Source organism: Neorhizobium alkalisoli, assembly GCF_002968635.1.
Taxonomy (GTDB): domain Bacteria; phylum Pseudomonadota; class Alphaproteobacteria; order Rhizobiales; family Rhizobiaceae; genus Neorhizobium; species Neorhizobium alkalisoli.
The window spans coordinates 201955-221766 of sequence record NZ_PVBN01000003.1 but is presented as its reverse complement, the minus strand read 5'-3'; the positions used below and the strand labels follow the sequence as shown (position 1 = coordinate 221766).

The following is a 19812-nucleotide window of genomic DNA, read 5'->3' as shown; positions in this document are numbered from 1 at the left end:
AGGGCTTCTGAGCGCGCCAATGGAGCCCACCCACGGAGCCGCCGCTCGTGCCGCTCGACTCTAGTTCGACGGCCGCCCAAGCGACCGGACATTGGCGGCAAGCTCTGCCGCAAGACGTAAGGCGGCTCCTGTTGCCATCACAAGCGATGGAAGGACTAGCCATTCCAGCGTCCATGCAGCACCCGATCGCTCCTGTTCGTGAACCATCGATTGCTGCATGGCCGAAAGCTGAACAGCATTGAACCGGGCAAGCGCGACCAGCACTTCCGCAGCCACAGGGTTCTGCTTATGAGCCATGGCGGAAGAGCCACCTCCACCGGCGAGCTCGATTTCGCCGCCCATTTGAGCGAGCAATGCCACGTCCTGGCCGAATTTTCCAAGCGAGCCGGAAGCCATCGTCAGAATGCCGGCCAATTCGACCAGACGGTCACGCTGGCTCTGCCACTGCGGAGCGTCGCCGAGTGAAAGCTCGATGGCGAGCCCCTGGCGCACGACATCCGCCTTGCCGGCCAATTTTTCCAGCGTGCCCGCTGCCCCCCCGAATTGCAGGACAAAGCCAGACATCGAGAAGCTTTCCAACCGCTGGCGATGACGTGCCAGGGGCTCGCGCCAAGCGCGAACTCGATCGGATACGGTTACAGGAATCGCCGGTTGCATGCGGGTATGGCCCATCAGAGGCCGATCGCCGAAGACGCGGTCCATCTCCTCGAAGGTCTTCTCGATCGCAAAAAGGCGTTCTTTGAACACGCCGCAGATCGGCTTCAATCGAAGAACGAGCGCAGTGTCGATGACATCCTGACTGGTGGCGCCGAAATGCACGTATTGCGCCGCATCGCCGCCGACTGCCTGGCGCAGTTGCCGCACAAGCTCGGGGACCACGACGCCGTCCACGCCGGTACCGGCACGAAGGCCCTCCAGATCCGGCACGAATGTTTTACAGGCGGCACTGATTGTTTGCGCCGCTTGTGTGGGGATAACCCCGGCGTTTGCTTCCGCGCTGGCCAGAGCATCCTCGAATGCCAGCATGGCTTCGATTTCGGCCTCGACCGATAACAGCCGCCTGGTCTCCTCATCGCCGACAAGACCGGACAGGTAAGGATGCTCGAAAGCCAAAACGCTCATGCCGTCTCCTGATTCTTCGTGTCCTAGATATCGAAGAAGATGGTTTCGTTTTCGCCTTGAAGATAGATGTTGAAGGTGACGGTATTGCCTTCACGCCTGCCAATCAGAGTGGGAACGCGCACGCGGTGCTCGATACGCGACAGGATCGGGTCTGCCGCATTGGCCTCTTCCTCGTCGGAGAAGTACATGCGGGTGTTGAGGCCGAGATTGATGCCGCGGGCGACGATCCAGAAATTGACATGCGGGGCCATCAGCCGGCCGTCGCGAAACGGCACCTTCCCGGGCTTGATCGTCTCGAAGGCGAATTCGCCCGTCGCCATGTCGCCGGGCTGACGAGCCCAGCCGAAGAAGTTCGGATCGGCCTTGCCACGAGTTTCAGACGGGCTGCTGTAGAAGCCGTCCGCATCCGCCTGCCAGATCTCGACCAGCGCATCCTTGAGCGGCGTACCGACGCCATCATAGACAAAGCCGCGAATGGTGATCCGCTCGCCGCGGGTGTTGTCATTGACCAGGGAACCAGAGCCCAGGTCCTCGGCATAAACGCCGGTGATGCCCGAAAAATTCGGCGTGCAGCCGATATGGACGTACGGACCTGCCGTCTGGGAGGCGGATTCCTTGAAGTAAGTCAGCGGCTGAACCATGGATCAGTTACCTTCCTTGCGGTTCTCGAAGAATGTCGAGCGACGGCCACGCAAGATGATGTCGAACTTATAAGCCCGCATGTCGTGCGGGACGGTGTTTTGCATGTCGAGAGCGGCGATCAGGCCCTTGATGGCGTTCTCGTCCGGAATGGTCTTCACGATGGGACAAATCCAGATCATCGGATCGCCCTCGAAATACATCTGGGTGATCAGGCGCTGCGCGAAGCCATGGCCGAAAACCGAGAAGTGGATATGCGCCGGGCGCCAGTCGTTGACGCCGTTCGGCCACGGATAAGGGCCAGGCTTGATGGTCTTAAAGACATAACCGCCGTTCTCGTCGGTGATGGTGCGGCCGAAACCGCCGAAATTCGGGTCGAGGGGGGCGAGATAGGTTTCTTTCTTGTGGCGGTAGCGGCCGCCAGCATTGGCCTGCCAGAATTCCACCAACGCACCCGGGATGCCGACGCCCCGTTCGTCCAACACACGGCCATAGACGAGGATGCGTTCGCCGAGCGCCATCTCACCCGGCTTGGCGTAGTTGACGATCAGGTCGTTGTCGAATTCGCCGAGAATGTTGTGGCCGAAGACCGGGCCGGTAATCTCGCTCTTGGTGCCCTCAAGCGAAATCAGGGCGCGCTGCGGCGAACGGAGCACCGAAGTCTTGTAGCCCGGCGTGAATGCCGGCGGGTGCCAGGCTCTGTCGCGGGCAAAGAAGGGTGTAGTTTCGGGCGGCGTATTTTTCATCTTACCTCCTCCGCGGCCTTTTCCGCGTCCATTTCAGCATAGGTCGCCTTGGCGACCTTGAACGCATGATTGGCCGCCGGAACCCCGGCATAGATCGCCACATGCATCAGGGCCTCGCAGATATCGTCCCTCGTCGCACCGGTATTGGCCGTGGCGCGGATATGCATCGCGACCTCTTCGTGATGGCCAAGCGCGGCAAGCAATGCGATCGTCACCATGGAACGTTCCCGCTTGGTCCAGTTCGGACGCGACCAGACGGTACCCCATGCGCTTTCCGTGATCAGTTGCTGGAACGGCTGATCGAACGGGGTCTGGTTTGCCTGTGCGCGGTCCACATGGGCATCGCCGAGCACCGAACGGCGGACCTGGAGACCATCAGCATACCGGTCGGATGGCGCTTGAGCTTCGGCCATGTCTATTCCTCGTCCAATTCTTCGATGAAACTACGGATCAGGGCGGCGTAAGCGGCCGGAGCCTCCACGCACGGGATGTGGGCCGCGCCTTCGATGACCTCGTAGCGCGAACCGGGTATGAGATCGGCGAGCGACTTGACCACCTCAGGCGGCGTGGATCCATCCTCTCGGCCAACGATGCAGAGCGCCGGCACAGCGATTTCCTTTGCCGCGGCTGTGAAGTCGGCGTCACGAATTGCCGCGCAAGTACCACTGTAACCCCGAGTGGGCTGCCGCACGAGCATGTTGCAATACCCTTGGTAGGCGGCATTGTCCGGCCTGCGAAAGCCTTCGGTAAACCATCGCTGCATGATGGCCTCCAGGATACTGCCGATCCCGCTTTCTTCGACCGCCGCGATGCGCGCCGCCCAAATCTCGTCTGTGCCGATCTTGTGCGCCGTGTTGGAAAGCACAAGTGCCTTCACCAGGTCCGGCCGGCTCTTGTACAAGCCCTGGGCAATCAACCCGCCCACCGACAAACCGCAGAGGATGACGCGGGACAGCGCCAGGTGATCAAGCAGGGCGGCGAGATCGGCAGCGTGGTCCTCGATCGAATAGGGTGGGTTTCCGAGGCCGGACAGGCCGTGGCCACGCTTGTCGTAGGTCAGGACAGTATAGTCCTCGGCAAGCTTCGGTAGCACCTGATGCCAGATGCGGCTATCCGTCCCGAGCGAATTGATGAAGACGATGGTGGGCCTGCGGTCATCCGCACGGCGGATGTCGTAGTGGATCACAATATCGTTGATGTGCACAAACTGCATTCGCGCCTCCTCTCGCATTGATAGATTGCACTAGTTTCTGGTTAGGTAAAATGATATTTTCAGCACGTTTCCCTAACCCCAGGGTTATTTGATCTTGATCAATTCACGAATCAAGTTTCGGCATCTGCATACATTTGTTGAAGTCGCACGCCAGAAAAGCGTCGTAAGGGCTGCCGAAATTCTCAATGTTAGCCAGCCGGCGGTGACAAAGACGATCCGTGAGCTCGAGGATGCCTTGGGCGTTTCGGTTTTCGAGCGCGAAGGACGAGGCATCCGCATTACCCGCTACGGTGAGGTCTTCCTGCGTCATGCCGGTGCAGCGCTGACCGCGCTCAGGCAGGGGATCGACTCCGTTTCCCAGGAACTCTTCGATTCGGCGCCTCCGGTCAGGATCGGCGCTCTGCCGACGGTTTCGACCCGCGTCATGCCGAGGGCGATGGCATTGTTCCTAGCCGAGAAGACTGGGAGCCGTGTCAAAATCGTGACCGGCGACAATGCGGTTTTGATGGAGCAGCTTCGGGTCGGCGATCTCGACCTCGTGGTCGGCCGGCTGGCGTCCCCGGAGAAGATGACCGGTCTTTCCTTCGAGCACCTCTATTCGGAGCAAGTGGTCTTCACCGTCCGCTCGGGCCATCCCTTGCTGGAGAGCAGGCGGTCTGTTTTCGAAGGGCTATCCGAATATCCGGTCTTGATGCCCTCGCGCGGCTCGATCATCCGGCCAACAGTGGAGCAATTCCTTATTGCCAACGGCGTTGCCAGCCTGCCAACCCAGGTGGAGACGGTTTCGGACGCGTTCGGGCGCGCCTTCGTCAAATCGAGCGATGCGATCTGGATCATTTCGGCCGGCGTCGTCGCCGCAGAGATTTCGGATGGCAATCTCGCAGCCCTGCCGATCGATACTACGGAGACCCGTGGCCCCGTCGGCCTGACAATGCGGGTGGACGCCGAAACGTCGACGCCGCTTGCCATCCTTATACAGACCATTCGACAATCGGCCGCCGAAATCATGTCCTCCCGGTAATCAGTTTGCTCGGAGTTCCGGAAACTTCTTGCGCAACTCCTCCATCGAGCCGACCACAGCGTCATCGGCGCGCAATGTCACCGATATGTTGTCGGCAACGTTCAATGTCTCCTCGAAATGCACCGGGACCCGATTGCCATCCTGCCGCACCAGGGTCGCTTCCTTCCGGAATCCGTTTTTCAACAACCAATCGCGCGGCGCTGTAAGACTGACGGCGACGTGGAAGGCGCCATCGTCCTCCTTGCGCGCCTTGAGCTTATAGGTGACGGCCGACCGACTGCCGCCGATGTCGATTTGACCCGGATAGCCGGCTTCCTTGATATGTTCAGTCATGTCTCACTCCTTCTCCATGCGGCGAACCTAGGGACAACCGAGTGTCGCTCGGTTTGTTCCCCGCAACCGAATGCCGGTCGATCAAGCCTGGTTGACGGTCGTCAGCCGCCGTGATCGAAAGAGAGCGGAATTTGAGGAGGGAGCGATGGAAGACAGGGACTTGCTGGCGGCGCTGTTCCAAGCAGCCGTCAAGGCGGCCGATCCGTTGACCGGGATCAGACAGCATCTTCCTTCGCCGCCCAATGGAGGTCGCACGGTCGTAATTGGTGCCGGCAAGGGAGCCGCGCAGATGGCGGCAGCGCTCGAAAGTGTCTGGCAAGGGCCTCTCTCAGGCCTGATCGTCACCCGCTATGGCTACGGCTGCCAGACGAGGGCGATCGATATTCTCGAAGCCTCCCATCCCGTGCCGGACGCGGCAGGGCTTGCCGGCGCAAAACGACTGGTCCAGGCGATCAGCGACCTGACCGAGAAGGATCTCGTCATTGCGCTGATCTGCGGCGGCGGCTCCGCGCTCCTGCCTGCTCCACCCGTCGGTCTGACGCTCGGCGACGAGATCGCGCTCAATGAGATACTGCTCGCGTCCGGTGCGCCGATCTCGGCGATGAACGTCGTCCGCAAGCACCTTTCGACCATCAAAGGAGGGCGTTTGGCGGCTGCGACCAAGGCGCGCGTCGTCAGCCTCATCGTTTCGGACATTCCGGGGGACAATCCGGCATTCGTCGCCTCCGGTCCGACTATTCCCGACGCCACGACCAGGCATGACGCTCTCGCCATCATCGAACAATACAAGCTGGATCTGCCCGATGCCATGCTTGCGCATTTGAATTCCAAGGCGGCCGACGCGCCGATGACCGACGATCCGGTCTTCTCCCGCCACGAGCATTTCGTCATCGCTTCCGCCGGCGTCTCGCTCGAAGCGGCAGCAGAGGTTGCCCGCGCAAATGGCGTTACCCCCTATATCCTGTCCGACTCCATCGAAGGCGAGTCACGGGATGTGGCGCTGGTTCATGCGGCACTGGCCCGCGAAGTTGCTTTACGCGACAGGCCCTTCTTAAAACCAGCGGTGCTGTTATCGGGGGGCGAGACGACCGTGACGCTACGGGGAAAAGGTGGTCGGGGCGGACGCAACGGCGAGTTCGCGCTGGCACTGGCGCTGGCAATCGACGGTCACCCGATCACGGCACTTGCGGCGGATACGGACGGCATCGACGGGTCTGAGGACAATGCCGGGGCCTTTGCCGATGGCACGACGGCAAGACGGCTTCGCGCAGCGGGCCTGGACGCCAGGAAGCTCCTCGACGCCAATGACAGCTTTACCGGCTTCTCAGCAATCGGAGACATCTTCCAGACGGGGCCAACCGGCACGAATGTCAATGATTTCCGGGCGATCCTGATAAGGTAGAACAATCTCGGCTCGCGCCGTAAATCCTGCCGGAGCGGGAGGGGAACTGCTACTGCAATTGCGGCTTGCGCAGGAAATCGTTGCGGTCGGCCGACCGGACTCTCAACCATGCTTCCCGTCCATCGCGCAGGATGCGTATGGGAATCTCGGATCCGGGCGGGCCGGTCTTCCAGAGTTTGCGGTAGAAATCGGCAAGTCCGTCGATCTCGTCATCACGAATCTCGGAAATCACATCGCCACGGCGAAGTCCCGCCTGCGCGGCTGGTCCGTTTTCGGTGACGCTCATTACCACGACCTCGCCATTACTTTCGGCCGAATAGGCGCCGAGCCAGGGGCGAGGAAGGCGATTGAACTCACCGTGATTGAGAAGGTCGTCGAGGATCGGTTTCAACAGGTTGATCGGCACGGCCATGTTGATATCGGCGATCTCACCACCTCGGCTCATCTGCAATCTGAGCGAACCGACCCCGATCAGCTTGCCTTCGGCGTCGATCAAGGCGGCCCCGCCCCAGGACGGATGCGCCGGGGCAATGAAGATTGCCTCATCCAGGAGGTATTCCCAATAACCGGCGAATTCCTGCTTGGCGACGATATTGCCACGTACGTAGTGACCTTCGCCATCTGCGAGCACGACCGGATCGCCGAGAACGGTACCGTCGGAATCGCCGATCGGCAGAGCCGGCAAATCAAGGGGAGCAAGCGCCTGCACCAGTCCGAAGCCGCTTTCCTGATCATAGGCCAGTGCGTGCGCGGGCACCACCTTTCCATCATGCCTTGTCAGCCAGACTTCTTCGGCTTCGGTGATCAGATAACCGATCGTCAGCACCAACCCGTTCTCGCGAATGACGACGCCGCTTCCTTCCCGGCGGGTGCCGAGCGTATTCGCCGTAAAGGCGTTCTCCGGAATTGATGCTCGTACGGACACCAGGGACCGCAAAATCTTCTCCATATCCATCATGCAAATCCTGATGAGGCGCTCACTGGCTCAAAACCCCGCAAGTTCTGCAGGATCAAGCCGTATCCTACCATTAAGGTATGAATATGAACGGCCTGCGGCAAGGGGGACACCGAAGGACCGAGAGCAAACGCAAGACCCTTGATCTGGTATCGACCTAACGTTGGGTTGGCCTATCTGTGGCATTTTCCTCAATGGTCGTCGTGCAGCCGTAGTGGACACAGCCCTCGGGAAGGGCTGTGTCCATACAATCAGCTTGCAGGAGTCAGTGTCACCGATGTTCCGGTCGCAGCGAGGTTGAGGCCAAGCTGACCGGTGACGCTCACTGTCTGCAGATGGATGGAGCCGGAGGTCCCGCCCACGAGCAGGTTGGCACCAATGCCTGCGCCGACCGTCGCTTCGGCCGTGGCCCCCTGATAAAGGCCGCCGAGCGAACCGTGGTGATACCCGGCGGTCGGGGCGAAGACGGCCCAGATCAGGCGCGAACGTGTGGTGAAGCCCACATCAATGCCCATCTTGCGGACGACACCGCTATAGTGATCGATCGGCTCACTGCCGATCGCCGATGTAAAGACGCAGTCCGCTTCCTTGGCTGAACCGAGAACATAGCCGACGCCGCCGCCAATCGTGCAATCCAGATAGCCGATGCGGACGCCACCGCGCTGGTCCGGCTCCTCGTAAGTTGGAACCGGGTCACGGCGGGAAATCACATCGGCCGCAAAGGCGGCTCCTGCACTCGTAATCACCGGCAGGGCGGCAACCGCTACCGCAACAAACTTCTTCATCCCTGTACTCCTTTAATTATCCTCGCCGCCCTCATACCGAAACACTTAAGCGAGCTGGCGAAGCAGCGTTGGCTAACGCATGTGGCGGAAGAATGATCCCGACGCGGCGGCGCACGAATTGTCACGGGTGTCGCGTCAATGTGAGCGGAATGGTTGATGCTATCCCGACTGGCCACAGATCCTAGGGATCCGTGTATCCCAAGGCCCGGATCCTGATCTCCCGCTCGCCCGGATCCTGAAGGAACAGAATGGCGCCTGAGGCTTTCGAATCGGCCGGGACGTAATCGAACGTGATGTCGGCCGCCTCGACCGCCTTTCCGCCATCAAGCACTTCGCCGCGCACGACGACGGCTGCCGCCGTCTGGTTCGCCTTGTTGAGAATCACAAACTCGACTCGATGTCCGCCCTCAACTGCCGCGCGACCGGTAATGGCAATCGAAAACTCAGGGGGCAGGTCCTCTTCCATCAGCGCCTCAAGGCCGATCCAGCCAATCATGGCGACAACCAGCAGCGCCGACACCGTGCCAGTCACCCATTCTATCCAATGGGGTTCTCCCGTCTCTCGGTGCGGCCGTGTGGATATCGTGGTCATAGCTGCTCGCTAAAGGATAAGCCGGGCGGCGGCGGCACCGATCGCACCCGGAAAGGCCAAGACAATGACCGACATCAGGATTTGCGTCGGAGCCGCATCGTCCAGGCGGCCGAAGGTCCAGAGAACGTAGAGGCTGATCAGCATCGCCACCATATAGCCGGGCAGTGTGAAACGGATGAAAGCATGCCACCGCGGGGTGCCCTCCCCCAACTCATGCGCACCCTTAAAGGCGACCGCGTAGACAAAGCCATGCATGATGGCGATCGATATGACGACCATCACAAGCGCGTGCCACGGCGTCATCTTGAAGGAGATCAAGATGATCTCCTCCGTCGGCGCGACATTCAAGCTGAGAAACAAGGCACCGACCGCCATGAGGAATAGCTCGCGGCCATAGCTGGTGGACATCTGATCGGGTACCGCGTCGCCGTCTTTACCCTCATCTTGCCCATCGTCTTTATCGCCGCCTTCGTCATTACCCGCCTGGCCGCCGAGCTGCGACCGACCAAGCAGTGCTCCGATGCTGGCCGGTACGGCCTGGATGGCAATCTTACCGAGAATTTCAGAAAACGGCATATCCGGTTCGAGGTCGCCCAGGAGTGCCAGGACAAGCGCGCTCATGACGATGCCAAGGCCATAAGCAATAGTCGCGTCCCGTACCGCCTCCTGCCATGTCGACGTATGTTCGAACCCGATGCGGTGGGCGAGCACAATGAGAAGCGGAATGTTGACCGTCAGAAGGAGGAACAGGCGAACCCGATCGATATAGAAGCCGAGGTGCCATAACTCCATCGTCATCAGCATCGGCATACCGAACAGCATTGCCCCAGCGGCGCCGCGACCAAGACCGACCAGCAAATGGTGAGGCGGGCCGGTATCGGCGCCGCGCTGGACATTCGTCACGCTGCTCAAGATCCCTCCTCCTCCGTCTGGAAGCGGACGTAAACACTTCAAAGGCAAAAATGTTCCAGGTCGACAGGTGGAGAAAGAAAACGGAAGCGTTCGGTCAGCGTCCATCCATGGCGGTGATCTCAAACAGTCGATTTACCGGTCAAAAAGATCCTGCCACTGTTTTTCACCGATAAGACAATCGCTGCCGGGCACTCCGGCGGCTTTTTGCACCCTGGCTGGAGGCGTGATCCCGCTGATCTCCGTTACAAGCTTGCGACGCACGGCGACGGCAAAATCCTCGATCTTGTGGACTGGCAGGACAAAGGAGCCAGGCCCGCCGATAACGCAATCCGCATAATATTTGTCGAGCCCGCCCGGCGCGCCGGACGGACGCAGCATCAATGCGAGCCCGTTGATGATGATGCCCGCCTCCATCGCCTTGTCGCGGGCGGGAACGACCGGATTGCCGGAATTATTTGGGCCGTCGCCTGAAATGTCGATCACCTGACGCATGCCCCGGTAGGAATTCGCAACAATCATCGTCGCGCCCTGCGCGATTGCCGCCGATATCGACGTCCGTCGCTGGGTATTGACCGGCCTCGCTTCAAGCAGGTTTGCAAAATCGATCGCATCCTGCTCCGTCTCGATCACCCGCCACTCTATGACGGAATTCGGCACCACATCGCCGGCCCACTCGAAATAGCTGATCGCAATCTTGCCGAGCAGCCCAGTCTCCACCGCTTCAATGAATTCCTTGTGCTTGAGGGCCTCGACATAACCCTCGCGCTGGATGCGCACTTCTTCGTAATCCATGGAGCGGGAGGTATCGACGGCAAGGACCAGCTCCACGTCGACCTCCCCTCCCCCGGCCTGTGCCAAGACCGGCGCGGCGGAGAGACTCATCAGCATCGCGAGTGTGGTAAGCATCGGCAATCCCGTCACTGCGTTTGAAGTCGTAAAACTGTAACACAGCCGTGCCCGGGAGCGACTCCCGGCATTCTCCGTCCCTTCAACTTTCAGTGATAGAGGACCCGTCTTGTCTTTCCTCTGCAATAAGCTTTGCAAGGGTTGCGATGAGCCGACGGTGCTGGTGGGAATGTCGCGAGCGAACATTCGTGGCGACATAGGCCGTTTGGGCGATCACGGGAGCGTCAGAGACGATTTTAGCAACCTTCTTTTTTTCCAGTTCTTCTGCAGTTGCGCGCGTGACATAGGCCGCGCCACCTAACCTAGTGACAAGTTCGGCGACCATGAGATTACGGCCGGTCGAGAGCGAGGAGCCGGAAAACTGCGGTAACGCCAGCCGATGCACCCGGTCGAAAGCCGGCGAATAGTTGGCGTAGATATAGTCCTGCTGCCTTATCTCGCTGAGTGTCGCGGCCTGCGTACTGACGAGAATGTAAGAAACCTCTCCAAGCCGTTCGTAATGCAGATCCGGCAGGTGATGCGGCGTGTAGAGGACGGCAAGATCGAGATCACCGGCGCCAAGATCGCGGTTCATCTGGTTTGAATAGTCTGCTTCGAGATAGATCGAGGTGCCCTGCAGCTCTTCACGCACCGCCTTCAGAAAACGTCCCGCGATCATCTCCGCCACGTCGTGTTGAATGCCGATTCGCATCGCCCGCTCGTAGGCGCCGGCCGCCTCCACTGCGCGGGTTGCCTCATGCCATTGCTGTTGCAACGCCTTGGCGTGGTCGAGCAGGCGCATCCCCGCCACTGTCGGCACAGTACCGCCCTTTCCTCGGACGAAGAGTTTCCGGCGAAACGTTGTCTCCAGCGCATTCACGCGGTGCGAAACGGTCGACTGGGTGATGTTGAGACGCTCGGCGGTGCGATTGAAGCTCCGCGTCTCCATGAGGTCCAGGAAGGTCTCGATCAATTCAAACTGCATGACTGCAATCTAATCGAAATCTTCGATCAATAAAGGCCGATCTTCCAACTTGATACCGGTCAATTCAGCTGCAAATCTCGTTGTGAGATCAGGGGAAGAGCAATGGCGGAACTGCCGGAACGAGCGCGCGTAGTCATCATCGGCGGAGGAGCGGTTGGAGCATCGTCCCTCTACCATCTCGCCAAGGCCGGCTGGACGGACTGCGTGCTGCTCGAAAAGAACGAGCTTACCGCTGGCTCGACCTGGCACGCGGCCGGCAATGTGCCGACGTTTTCGTCTTCCTGGTCGATCATGAACATGCAGCGTTATTCAGCCTCGCTCTATCGGGAGCTTGGTGTGCTGGTCGACTATCCGATGAACTACCACGTCACCGGTTCGATCCGCCTCGGTCATTCCAAGGAGCGGTTGCGGGAGTTCAAACGCGTCGTCGGCATGGGCCGCTATCAGGGAATGGACCTCGACATCCTCTCCTCCGATGAGATGCGCTCGAAGTACCCTTTTCTAGAAACCCATGAGCTGACAGGCGCTCTTTACGACCCCCATGACGGCGATATCGACCCCGCGCAGCTGACCCAGGCGCTGGCGAAGGGCGCTCGTGACCTGGGCGCCAAGATCATCCGCTTCTGTCCCGTCACGGCCGCGCGCCGTGAGGGAGGCGAGTGGATACTGACGACGCCGAAGGGCGAGATCGCCTGCGAATACGTCGTCAACGCTGCGGGATATTACGCCCGCGAAGTGGGCAAACTCTTCGGCCGCGACGTGCCGATGATGGTGATGAGCCATCAATATATCCTGTTTGAAGAGATTCCGGAGCTTGCCGCCTGGTCAAAGGAGGTCGGCCACAAGCTGCCGCTCCTGCGCGATGTCGACAGCTCCTATTATCTCCGGCAGGAAAAGACCGGCATGAATCTCGGCCCCTACGAGCGGAACTGCAAGGCGCATTGGGTGACGCCGGACGATCCGATGCCCGAGGACTTCTCCTTCCAGCTTTTTCCGGACGATCTCGACCGGCTGGAATGGTATCTGAACGATGCCGTCGCTCGCGTGCCTGTCCTTGGTACGGCGGGACTGTCGCGCATTATCAACGGTCCGATCCCGTATGCGCCGGACGGCAATCCGCTGATCGGGCCGATGCCCGGTGTGCCGAATGCCTTCGAGGCCTGCGTCTTCACTTTCGGAATCTGCCAGGCGGGCGGCGCCGGCAAGGTACTCGCCGAGTGGGTGACGGAAGGGCAGACCGAATGGGACATGTGGAGCTGCGATCCACGCCGCTATACGGCTTTTGCCTCCGACCCGGACTACTGCGTCAGCAAGGGCATGGAGATCTATGGCCACGAATATGCCATGCACTTTCCCAAACACTACTGGCCCGCGGCACGGAACCGAAAACTCTCGCCGATCCACGACCGGATCGCGGCGCTTGGTGCTCAGTTTAAGCCCTACAACGGCTGGGAACGGGCCATGTGGTATGCCAGGCCCGGCGACGACACATCCGAAGAGGCGACCCAGACCTGGAGCCGCCAAGGACCGTGGAGCCGGCGCATCGAAGGCGAATGTCTTGCCGTGCGGGACGCTGCCGGTATCCTCGACCTACCCGGTTTCTCCCGCTACCGGGTCAAGGGGCCCGGCGCCACCGAATGGCTCTCGACGTTGATCACCGGCAAAGTGCCGAAGCCCGGCCGCATCGGCCTCGCCTACTTCGCCGACGACAAGGGTCGCATTGTCACGGAAATGTCGATGATGATGCTGGAAGAGGATTTCTTCTTCCTGATCACCGCCGCAACCGCTCAGTGGCACGACCTCGATTGGCTGAAAAAACATCTGCCCACCGATGCATTGTTTACAATCGACGATGTCACCGACGATTTCTCCTGCCAAATCCTCTCCGGCCCAAAGAGCCGCGACATCCTCGTCGAGGTAACCGATGCGGACCTTTCCAAGGGCTGGCTCACACACCAGTCGACCCAGATCGCCGGCCGCTGGTGCCAGCTGGTGCGTGTTTCCTTTGCCGGCGAGCTGGGCTGGGAAATCCATACCAGGTTCGATGACACGGCGGCCGTCTTCGACGCCGTCTGGGCGGCGGGGCAAAAGCATGGATTAAAGCCCTTCGGCCTGGAGGCTCTCGATTGTCTGCGCATCGAGAAGGGGTACCGCGCCTGGAAGGGCGATCTCTCCACAGATTATACCGTATTGCAGGGCGGGCTCGAACGCTTCATCGATTGGTCGAAACCGGATTTCAAGGGCAAGACCGCGCTGGCCTCCGAGAAGCAGCAAGGCGTTTCCAAGCGCTTTGTCACGTTGGTGGTCGAGGCCGGCGATTGCGACGCGCCCTACATGTCGACGCTCTGGCATTCTGGCGAGGTAGTGGGGGAGACGACCTCCGGCAATTGGGGTTACCGCGTCGGCAAGTCGCTGGCGCTCGGCATGCTCCGTGCTGATCTCGCCGAACCGGGCACCGAGCTGGAGGTCGAGATCTTCGGCGACCGTTTCAAGGCCGTCGTCCAGCCCGACGGACCGTCGTGGGATCCCGAGAATGAGAGGCTGCGCGCATGACGAAACCCATTCCCCAAAAGGCGCGCGCGGTGATCATCGGCGGCGGAGTGTCCGGCTGCTCCATCGCTTATCACCTGGCAAAGCTCGGCTGGACCGATATCGTGCTGCTCGAACGCAAACAACTCACCTCTGGCACCACATGGCATGCGGCTGGCCTCATCGGTCAGCTCCGCGCCTCGCAGAACATGACGCGCCTCGCCAAATATTCGGCCGATCTTTACGTCAGACTGGAGGCCGAAACCGGCATAGCCACCGGCATGCGTCAAAACGGCTCGATGACCGTGGCTCTCACCGAGGAGCGCAAGGAGGAGATCTACCGTCAGGCCTCCCTCGCCAGGGCCTTCAACATCGACGTTCGCGAGATTTCTCCGGAAGAGACGAAGGCGCTCTACCCGCATCTCAACATCGGCGACATCAAGGCTGCCGTCCACTTGCCGCTCGACGGTCAGTGCGACCCCGCAAACATTGCCATGGCGCTCGCCAAGGGAGCGCGGCAAAACGGCGCGAACATCATCGAAGGCGTCAAGGTCATCGAGGTGCTTACGAGGAATAATCGAGTGGTCGGCGTCGCCTGCGAGCAGGCTGGCGAGCGCTTCACGATTGAGACGGAGCATGTCGTCAATTGCGCCGGCATGTGGGGCAGAGACCTGGCTCGGCGGTCCGGTGTCACCTTGCCGCTGCATGCCTGCGAGCACTTCTATATCGTGACGGAGGCGATCCCCGACCTTAAGCAGCTTCCCGTGCTACGCGTGCCGGACGAATGCGCCTACTACAAGGAGGATGCCGGCAAGATGCTCGTTGGCGCCTTCGAGCCGGTTGCCAAGCCCTGGCCGCCAGTCGGTGAGGCAATCCGTGAGGACTTCTGCTTTGACCAATTGCCGGAGGATTTCGACCACTTCCAGCCGATCCTGGAAATGGCGATCAACCGCATGCCGATGCTGGAAACCGCCGGCATCCACACCTTCTTCAACGGCCCCGAAAGCTTTACGCCGGACGATCGCTATTATCTCGGCGAGGCGCCGGAACTGAAAGGTTACTGGGTGGCGGCCGGCTACAATTCGATTGGCATCGTCTCTTCCGGCGGCGCCGGCATGGCGCTCGCCCAATGGATGAATGACGGCGAGCCGCCCTTCGACCTGTGGGAAGTGGATATCCGCCGCGCCCAGCCCTTCCAGAAGAACCGGCTCTACCTGAAGGAGCGCGTCTCCGAGACGCTCGGCCTACTTTACGCCGACCACTTTCCCTATCGGCAAATGGCGACCGCGCGCGGGGTACGCCGTTCGCCGATCCACGAGCACTTGAAGGCGCGTGGGGCCGTGTTCGGCGAAGTGGCTGGCTGGGAGCGCGCCAACTGGTTCGCAAAACCCGGCCAGGAGCGCGAGTATGAATATAGTTGGCAACGGCAGAACTGGTTCGAAAACCAGCGAGAGGAGCATCTGGCGGTCAGGACCGGCGTTGGCCTGTTCGATATGACCTCGTTCGGAAAAATCCGTGTCGAAGGGCGCGACGCCTGCCGTTTCCTGCAACGGCTCTGCGCGAACCAGGTGGACGTACCCTCCGGCCGCATCGTCTATACGCAGATGCTGAACCGCCGTGGCGGCATCGAAAGCGATCTCACTGTAACCCGGCTCTCCGAAACCGCCTTCCTGCTTGTCGTTCCAGGTGCCACACTGCAGCGCGACCTCGCCTGGCTTCGCAGGCACATGACCGACGAATTCGTGGTGGTTACCGAGGTCACGGCGGCCGAAAGCGTACTCTGCCTGATGGGCCCGAAGTCCCGCGAACTGATCCAGAAGGTCAGTTCTGACGATTTCTCCAACGAGGCCCACCCCTTCGGGACTGCGCGCGAGATCGAGATCGGCATGGGACTGGCTCGCGCTCACCGCGTCACCTATGTCGGCGAGCTTGGCTGGGAGCTTTATATCTCAACCGACCAAGCCGCCCATGTTTTTGAGGCGCTGGATTTGGCGGGAACAGACCTCGGTTTGAAGCTTTGCGGCATCCATACGCTCGATAGCTGCCGCATCGAGAAGGCGTTCCGCCATTTTGGCCATGACATTACCGACGAGGATCACGTGCTGGAGGCAGGCCTCGGCTTTGCTGTCAAAACGGGTAAAGGGGAGTTCATCGGCCGCGATGCGGTCCTGCGCAAGCAGGAAAGAGGGCTTGGCCGGCGCCTTGTGCAATTCAAGCTCACAGACCCCGAACCCTTGCTCTTCCACAACGAGGCGATCGTACGCGACGGCAGGATCGTCGGCACGATTACGTCCGGCAATTACGGCCATTTCCTCGGCGGCGCGATCGGCCTGGGTTACGTGCCCTGCGAGGGAGAAAATGCCGCCGACGTGTTGGGATCCAACTACGAGATCGAGATCGCGGGCCGTCGAGTGAAGGCGGAGGCATCGCTTTCTCCGATGTATGACCCTAAAGCCGAGCGGGTACGGATGTAGGAAAGGCCCTCCCCACCCCTCCGCCAGGGGAGACGGCCGGCAGGCCAGAGGGTTTTAATTACTGTTGGAATATGCGCGCCGGAGCGTCGAATGTCCGGTGGTCTTTATGGAGCAACACCCATGCCGGCGTCTGATCTGAAGAACGATATCACTGCCGACGATCGCATAGACCGCCTCCTCGTCGCGCACAGGCCGGGTTACGGGCTGACGCGGCCCTTCTACCACGATCCCGACATCTTCGAACGGGACATGGATCGCCTCTTCTTCCGTCATTGGCACTGTTTGGCGCATGAAAGCGTCATTCCCGATCCCAATGATTTCGAGCTGTTCAAGCTCGGCGCCGAGCAAGTGATCCTGACCCGAGCTGGCGATGGCACGGTGCATGCAATGCTGAACGTCTGCCGCCATCGCGGCGCCGAGGTCTGCACCCAGCAGAAGGGCAATGCCAAAGCATTCGTCTGCCCCTATCACGCGTGGACCTATGGCAACGACGGCAAGCTCAAGGCCGCACGGTTGATGCCGAAGGATTTTCGCCGTGAGGAGCATGGGCTGAAGACGCTGCATGTCCGGGTCGTCGAAGGCCTCGTCTTCATCTCGTTTGCGGAAACCCCGTTGGATTTCTCCGAGGTGGAAAACCTGCTGCACGCCACTTGCGGTCAATATGGCTGGGCCTCGGCGAAGGTCGCCCACCGACAGAGCTACCCGCTCGATGCCAATTGGAAGCTTGCCGTCGAGAACTACGTGGAGTGCTATCATTGCGGCCCGGCGCATCCGGAATATTCCGAGACGCACGCGCTGGAACAGCCGCTACACCTGATAGAGGAACTCAACGCCAAGATGGAGGCGCGTACCTGCGCGCTCGGTATCGAGATCGGTTCCGGCAACCACTGGCAGACCTCTCGCGAAGGCCGGGAGGCGATCCACGCGTTCCGTTATGCGCTCTACGACGGGGTGAAGACCGGCAGCAAGGATGGCCAGCCCCTTGCCCCGCTGATGGGTCGGTTCTCCGATTTTGACGGTGGCGTCACATCCGTCCATCTCGGTGGCACGAGTTTCCTCGTCTGTTACGCCGACCACGGCATGATCTACCGCTTCATCCCGAAAACCGTCGATACCTGCGAAATGGAGCTGATCTGGCTCGTCGATGCCAAGGCCGAGGAAGGCCGGGATTACGATCTGGACAAACTCACCTGGCTCTGGAAGGTCACAACCGACGAGGACAAGGCGATCATCGAACATACCGCCCGCGGTGTCGTATCGCGTTTCTTTGAACCAGGCCCGATCGCACCGATGGAGCAGAACGAATTGCGCTATATCGAGTGGTATTTGGAAGAGATCGGCAGGGCGTGATCGTTTGCCATCTTGTATTTTTCGTATATTATGATCATATACAGGAATGATTGACTGGGATCGGATCACCGGCTTTGAATGGGATGCGGGCAATGCCCGCAAAAGCGTTGCAAAGCATGATGTCAGTCAGGCGGAGGCCGAACAGATTTCCTTCAATGAACCTCTGTTCATTGTTCCCGATGTGAAGCATAGCGAAGCAGAACGTCGTATTCATGCACTTGGGCGGACTGACAACGGACGTTTGCTGCATGTCACGTTCACGCTCCGGCAGGACGAGACGAAGATAAGAGTTATATCCGCCCGCGATATGAGCCGCAGGGAGCGAAGCTATTATGAACAAACATAATAAACCTGGCCCGGAATTCAGCAGCGAGGCTGAAGAGCGCGCCTTCTGGGAAAGTCATGACTCTGCCGATCATATCGATTGGAGCAAGCGCGAGCGGGTGCGCCTGTCCAATCTCAAGCCGTCCTCTACATCGATCTCCATTCGTCTGCCTAACAGTTTGCTCGAGCGGATCAAGATCGCAGCCAACAAACGGGACGTGCCCTATCAGTCGCTCATCAAGACATGGCTGGCAGAGAAGGCCGACCCAAAGAGCTAGGGTACGCGTAGACTGATGACAAGATTGACCGGCAGATGCTTTTGTGGCGGAGTGGAATATGCAGTCGATGATGCCTTCGTGTATGCTGCTATCTGCCACTGTTCCGATTGCCGCCGCACGACCGGCTCGGCCTTCAAGCCCTTCGCCGGCATAGAGCATGAGAAGTTCTCACTCACGAAGGGCGTGGGCAGTCTGCTGATCTACGGCGAAGCGGAGAGCCACGATGCCCATTGCGTCACCTGCGGATCGCTTCTCTATTCTTTGGTCCGGGAAGCCAAATGGGTGCATGTAGCGATGGGCACACTCGTAGACGCGCCTACTATCCGCCCGACGCACCATATCTTTGTCGGCTCAAAAGCCCCGTGGTACGAGATCACGGATGACCTGCCGCAATATCAGGGGCATAAGAAGTAGTCAGGCCTGCCCGGCCAGCGCCACCAGATTTTCGCCTTCCAACCGGTAGAAGATGCGGTCTTCCTTCCGATCGGCGCCCAGTCCGTCGTAGAAACTCAAAAGCCGATCGTTGGCTCGCGCTGCCGTCCAGTCGATGCGGCCGAATCCTCGCTCGACCGCAAGCGTCGCAATCCGCTTCATCAACGTCGTACCGATCTCCCTGCCGCGCTCGGAGGCCGACACATAGAGTTCCTTCAGAAAGAACCCCGGCTTCAGTCCAGGCCCCGGATAGATGGCGGCAAAGGCTGCAAACGCAACGATGCGGTCGGTGGCGACGACGAGAATTTCCGTCTCCGGCGGGCGGCCAAGAAGGCCAGCGAGGATCGTCTCGCGTGGTGGGCAGAAGACGCCGTAATACGTCTGCATTTCCTCAAAAAGCGAGGCCAGCTCCTCCGTGTCGTCGAGTTCGAAGAAGCGAATATCCATTTGAACGAGCCCGATTAAAAATCCGGGCAACTATTCCGGCCATGCGGGAGCCTGTCAATGTGGCTTGCCTGCCTTGTATCCGGCGATTTCGGCCGGCTGCTGTTGACTTCCCCTCGCATATCCACAGAGTGACCGCAAAGAAGGAAATGTCATGTCCAGATCGGAAAAGTTCATCGTCCTGCCGTTCAAGAAGATCCGGGGCAATATAGCGCCGGGCGAAATGCGGGTGGCCTCGAATGCCGCATCCGCCGAAAAGATCGCACGGGCCATGGCCGACCGTTTCGTCGGGGTGGCGGCCTATTCCGTTCAGGTGGACATGGAGAGCGGCGACATGTCGGACCCGAAAATCCTTTGGCAATCCGGGGAGATTGCCGACATCGCTGCATAA

General features: G+C 60.1%; 22 protein-coding genes. 9 read left to right on the top strand and 13 right to left on the bottom strand.

Annotation, left to right across the window (positions count from 1 at the left end; genetic code table 11):
- Positions 1 to 60 precede the first annotated feature (60 nt).
- The 5 genes from C5L13_RS08510 to pcaD are packed head-to-tail and all read right to left on the bottom strand — an operon-like array spanning position 61 to position 3720.
- Positions 61 to 1122: a 3-carboxy-cis,cis-muconate cycloisomerase gene (locus tag C5L13_RS08510; protein ID WP_105382844.1), complete on the bottom strand. Its 1062-nt coding sequence runs from the start codon at positions 1120 to 1122 to the stop codon at positions 61 to 63.
- A gap of 23 nt (positions 1123 to 1145) precedes the next feature.
- On the bottom strand, positions 1146 to 1763 hold the full coding sequence (gene pcaG, locus C5L13_RS08505; RefSeq protein WP_105382843.1) for a protocatechuate 3,4-dioxygenase subunit alpha: 618 nt from the start codon (positions 1761 to 1763) through the stop codon (positions 1146 to 1148).
- 3 nt (positions 1764 to 1766) lie between these two features.
- Positions 1767 to 2507, bottom strand: coding sequence for a protocatechuate 3,4-dioxygenase subunit beta (gene pcaH / locus C5L13_RS08500; RefSeq protein WP_105382842.1), 741 nt, complete (start codon positions 2505 to 2507; stop codon positions 1767 to 1769).
- Positions 2504 to 2920 (bottom strand): 4-carboxymuconolactone decarboxylase, encoded by a 417-nt coding sequence (gene pcaC / locus C5L13_RS08495; RefSeq protein WP_105382841.1) that lies wholly within the window; start codon positions 2918 to 2920, stop codon positions 2504 to 2506. Before pcaC ends, pcaH begins: the two co-directional genes overlap by 4 nt.
- 2 nt (positions 2921 to 2922) lie before the next feature.
- Complete coding sequence (gene pcaD / locus C5L13_RS08490; protein ID WP_105382840.1) at positions 2923 to 3720, bottom strand: 3-oxoadipate enol-lactonase; 798 nt, start codon at positions 3718 to 3720, stop codon at positions 2923 to 2925.
- Between the two features lie 94 nt (positions 3721 to 3814).
- Here pcaD and pcaQ point away from each other — a divergent pair, with 94 nt between their 5' ends.
- Positions 3815 to 4741: a pca operon transcription factor PcaQ gene (gene pcaQ, locus C5L13_RS08485; protein ID WP_105383128.1), complete on the top strand. Its 927-nt coding sequence runs from the start codon at positions 3815 to 3817 to the stop codon at positions 4739 to 4741.
- Here the strand turns inward: pcaQ and C5L13_RS08480 are convergent, their stop codons facing one another.
- Positions 4742 to 5074: a hypothetical protein gene (locus C5L13_RS08480; RefSeq protein ID WP_105382839.1), complete on the bottom strand. Its 333-nt coding sequence runs from the start codon at positions 5072 to 5074 to the stop codon at positions 4742 to 4744.
- 145 nt (positions 5075 to 5219) lie between these two features.
- On the opposite strand from C5L13_RS08480, the gene C5L13_RS08475 reads away from it, so the two are divergent.
- On the top strand, positions 5220 to 6476 hold the full coding sequence (locus tag C5L13_RS08475; RefSeq protein WP_105383127.1) for a glycerate kinase type-2 family protein: 1257 nt from the start codon (positions 5220 to 5222) through the stop codon (positions 6474 to 6476).
- A 49-nt stretch (positions 6477 to 6525) separates the two neighbouring features.
- Here the strand turns inward: C5L13_RS08475 and C5L13_RS08470 are convergent, their stop codons facing one another.
- The 6 genes from C5L13_RS08470 to C5L13_RS08445 all read right to left on the bottom strand — a co-directional run bounded on the left by C5L13_RS08470 (position 6526) and on the right by C5L13_RS08445 (position 11590).
- A complete protein-coding gene (locus C5L13_RS08470) occupies positions 6526 to 7431 on the bottom strand; it encodes a S1C family serine protease (protein ID WP_105383126.1) in 906 nt (301 codons plus the stop codon).
- A gap of 251 nt (positions 7432 to 7682) precedes the next feature.
- A complete protein-coding gene (locus C5L13_RS08465; RefSeq protein ID WP_105382838.1) occupies positions 7683 to 8216 on the bottom strand; it encodes a DUF992 domain-containing protein in 534 nt (177 codons plus the stop codon).
- 181 nt (positions 8217 to 8397) lie between these two features.
- On the bottom strand, positions 8398 to 8808 hold the full coding sequence (locus C5L13_RS08460; RefSeq protein ID WP_105382837.1) for a TIGR02588 family protein: 411 nt from the start codon (positions 8806 to 8808) through the stop codon (positions 8398 to 8400).
- A 9-nt stretch (positions 8809 to 8817) separates the two neighbouring features.
- On the bottom strand, positions 8818 to 9720 hold the full coding sequence (locus tag C5L13_RS08455; RefSeq protein WP_407070414.1) for a TIGR02587 family membrane protein: 903 nt from the start codon (positions 9718 to 9720) through the stop codon (positions 8818 to 8820).
- A 132-nt stretch (positions 9721 to 9852) separates the two neighbouring features.
- On the bottom strand, positions 9853 to 10626 hold the full coding sequence (locus tag C5L13_RS08450; RefSeq protein ID WP_105382835.1) for a DUF1194 domain-containing protein: 774 nt from the start codon (positions 10624 to 10626) through the stop codon (positions 9853 to 9855).
- Between the two features lie 82 nt (positions 10627 to 10708).
- Positions 10709 to 11590 carry a LysR family transcriptional regulator gene (locus C5L13_RS08445; protein ID WP_105382834.1) on the bottom strand — a complete coding sequence of 294 codons (882 nt, stop codon included), beginning with the start codon at positions 11588 to 11590 and terminating at the stop codon, positions 10709 to 10711.
- A gap of 102 nt (positions 11591 to 11692) precedes the next feature.
- On the opposite strand from C5L13_RS08445, the gene C5L13_RS08440 reads away from it, so the two are divergent.
- The 6 genes from C5L13_RS08440 to C5L13_RS08415 all read left to right on the top strand — a co-directional run bounded on the left by C5L13_RS08440 (position 11693) and on the right by C5L13_RS08415 (position 18959).
- Positions 11693 to 14143 (top strand): GcvT family protein, encoded by a 2451-nt coding sequence (locus C5L13_RS08440; protein WP_105382833.1) that lies wholly within the window; start codon positions 11693 to 11695, stop codon positions 14141 to 14143.
- Positions 14140 to 16593: a GcvT family protein gene (locus tag C5L13_RS08435; protein ID WP_105382832.1), complete on the top strand. Its 2454-nt coding sequence runs from the start codon at positions 14140 to 14142 to the stop codon at positions 16591 to 16593. The genes C5L13_RS08440 and C5L13_RS08435 overlap by 4 nt, the downstream gene beginning before the upstream one ends.
- Before the next feature lie 120 nt (positions 16594 to 16713).
- Positions 16714 to 17943, top strand: a complete 1230-nt coding sequence (locus tag C5L13_RS08430; protein WP_105382831.1) for an aromatic ring-hydroxylating oxygenase subunit alpha — start codon at positions 16714 to 16716, stop codon at positions 17941 to 17943.
- 46 nt (positions 17944 to 17989) lie between these two features.
- Entirely contained in the window at positions 17990 to 18289 is a 300-nt protein-coding gene (locus C5L13_RS08425; RefSeq protein ID WP_105382830.1) for a BrnT family toxin, read from the top strand.
- Positions 18276 to 18545: a BrnA antitoxin family protein gene (locus tag C5L13_RS08420; protein WP_105382829.1), complete on the top strand. Its 270-nt coding sequence runs from the start codon at positions 18276 to 18278 to the stop codon at positions 18543 to 18545. The genes C5L13_RS08425 and C5L13_RS08420 overlap by 14 nt, the downstream gene beginning before the upstream one ends.
- Before the next feature lie 15 nt (positions 18546 to 18560).
- Positions 18561 to 18959, top strand: coding sequence for a GFA family protein (locus C5L13_RS08415; RefSeq protein ID WP_105382828.1), 399 nt, complete (start codon positions 18561 to 18563; stop codon positions 18957 to 18959).
- Here C5L13_RS08415 and C5L13_RS08410 read toward each other — a convergent pair whose 3' ends face one another.
- A complete protein-coding gene (locus tag C5L13_RS08410) occupies positions 18960 to 19424 on the bottom strand; it encodes a GNAT family N-acetyltransferase (protein ID WP_245571181.1) in 465 nt (154 codons plus the stop codon).
- A gap of 151 nt (positions 19425 to 19575) precedes the next feature.
- Between C5L13_RS08410 and C5L13_RS08405 the strand changes: the two genes are divergently transcribed.
- Positions 19576 to 19812, top strand: coding sequence for a hypothetical protein (locus C5L13_RS08405; protein ID WP_105382827.1), 237 nt, complete (start codon positions 19576 to 19578; stop codon positions 19810 to 19812).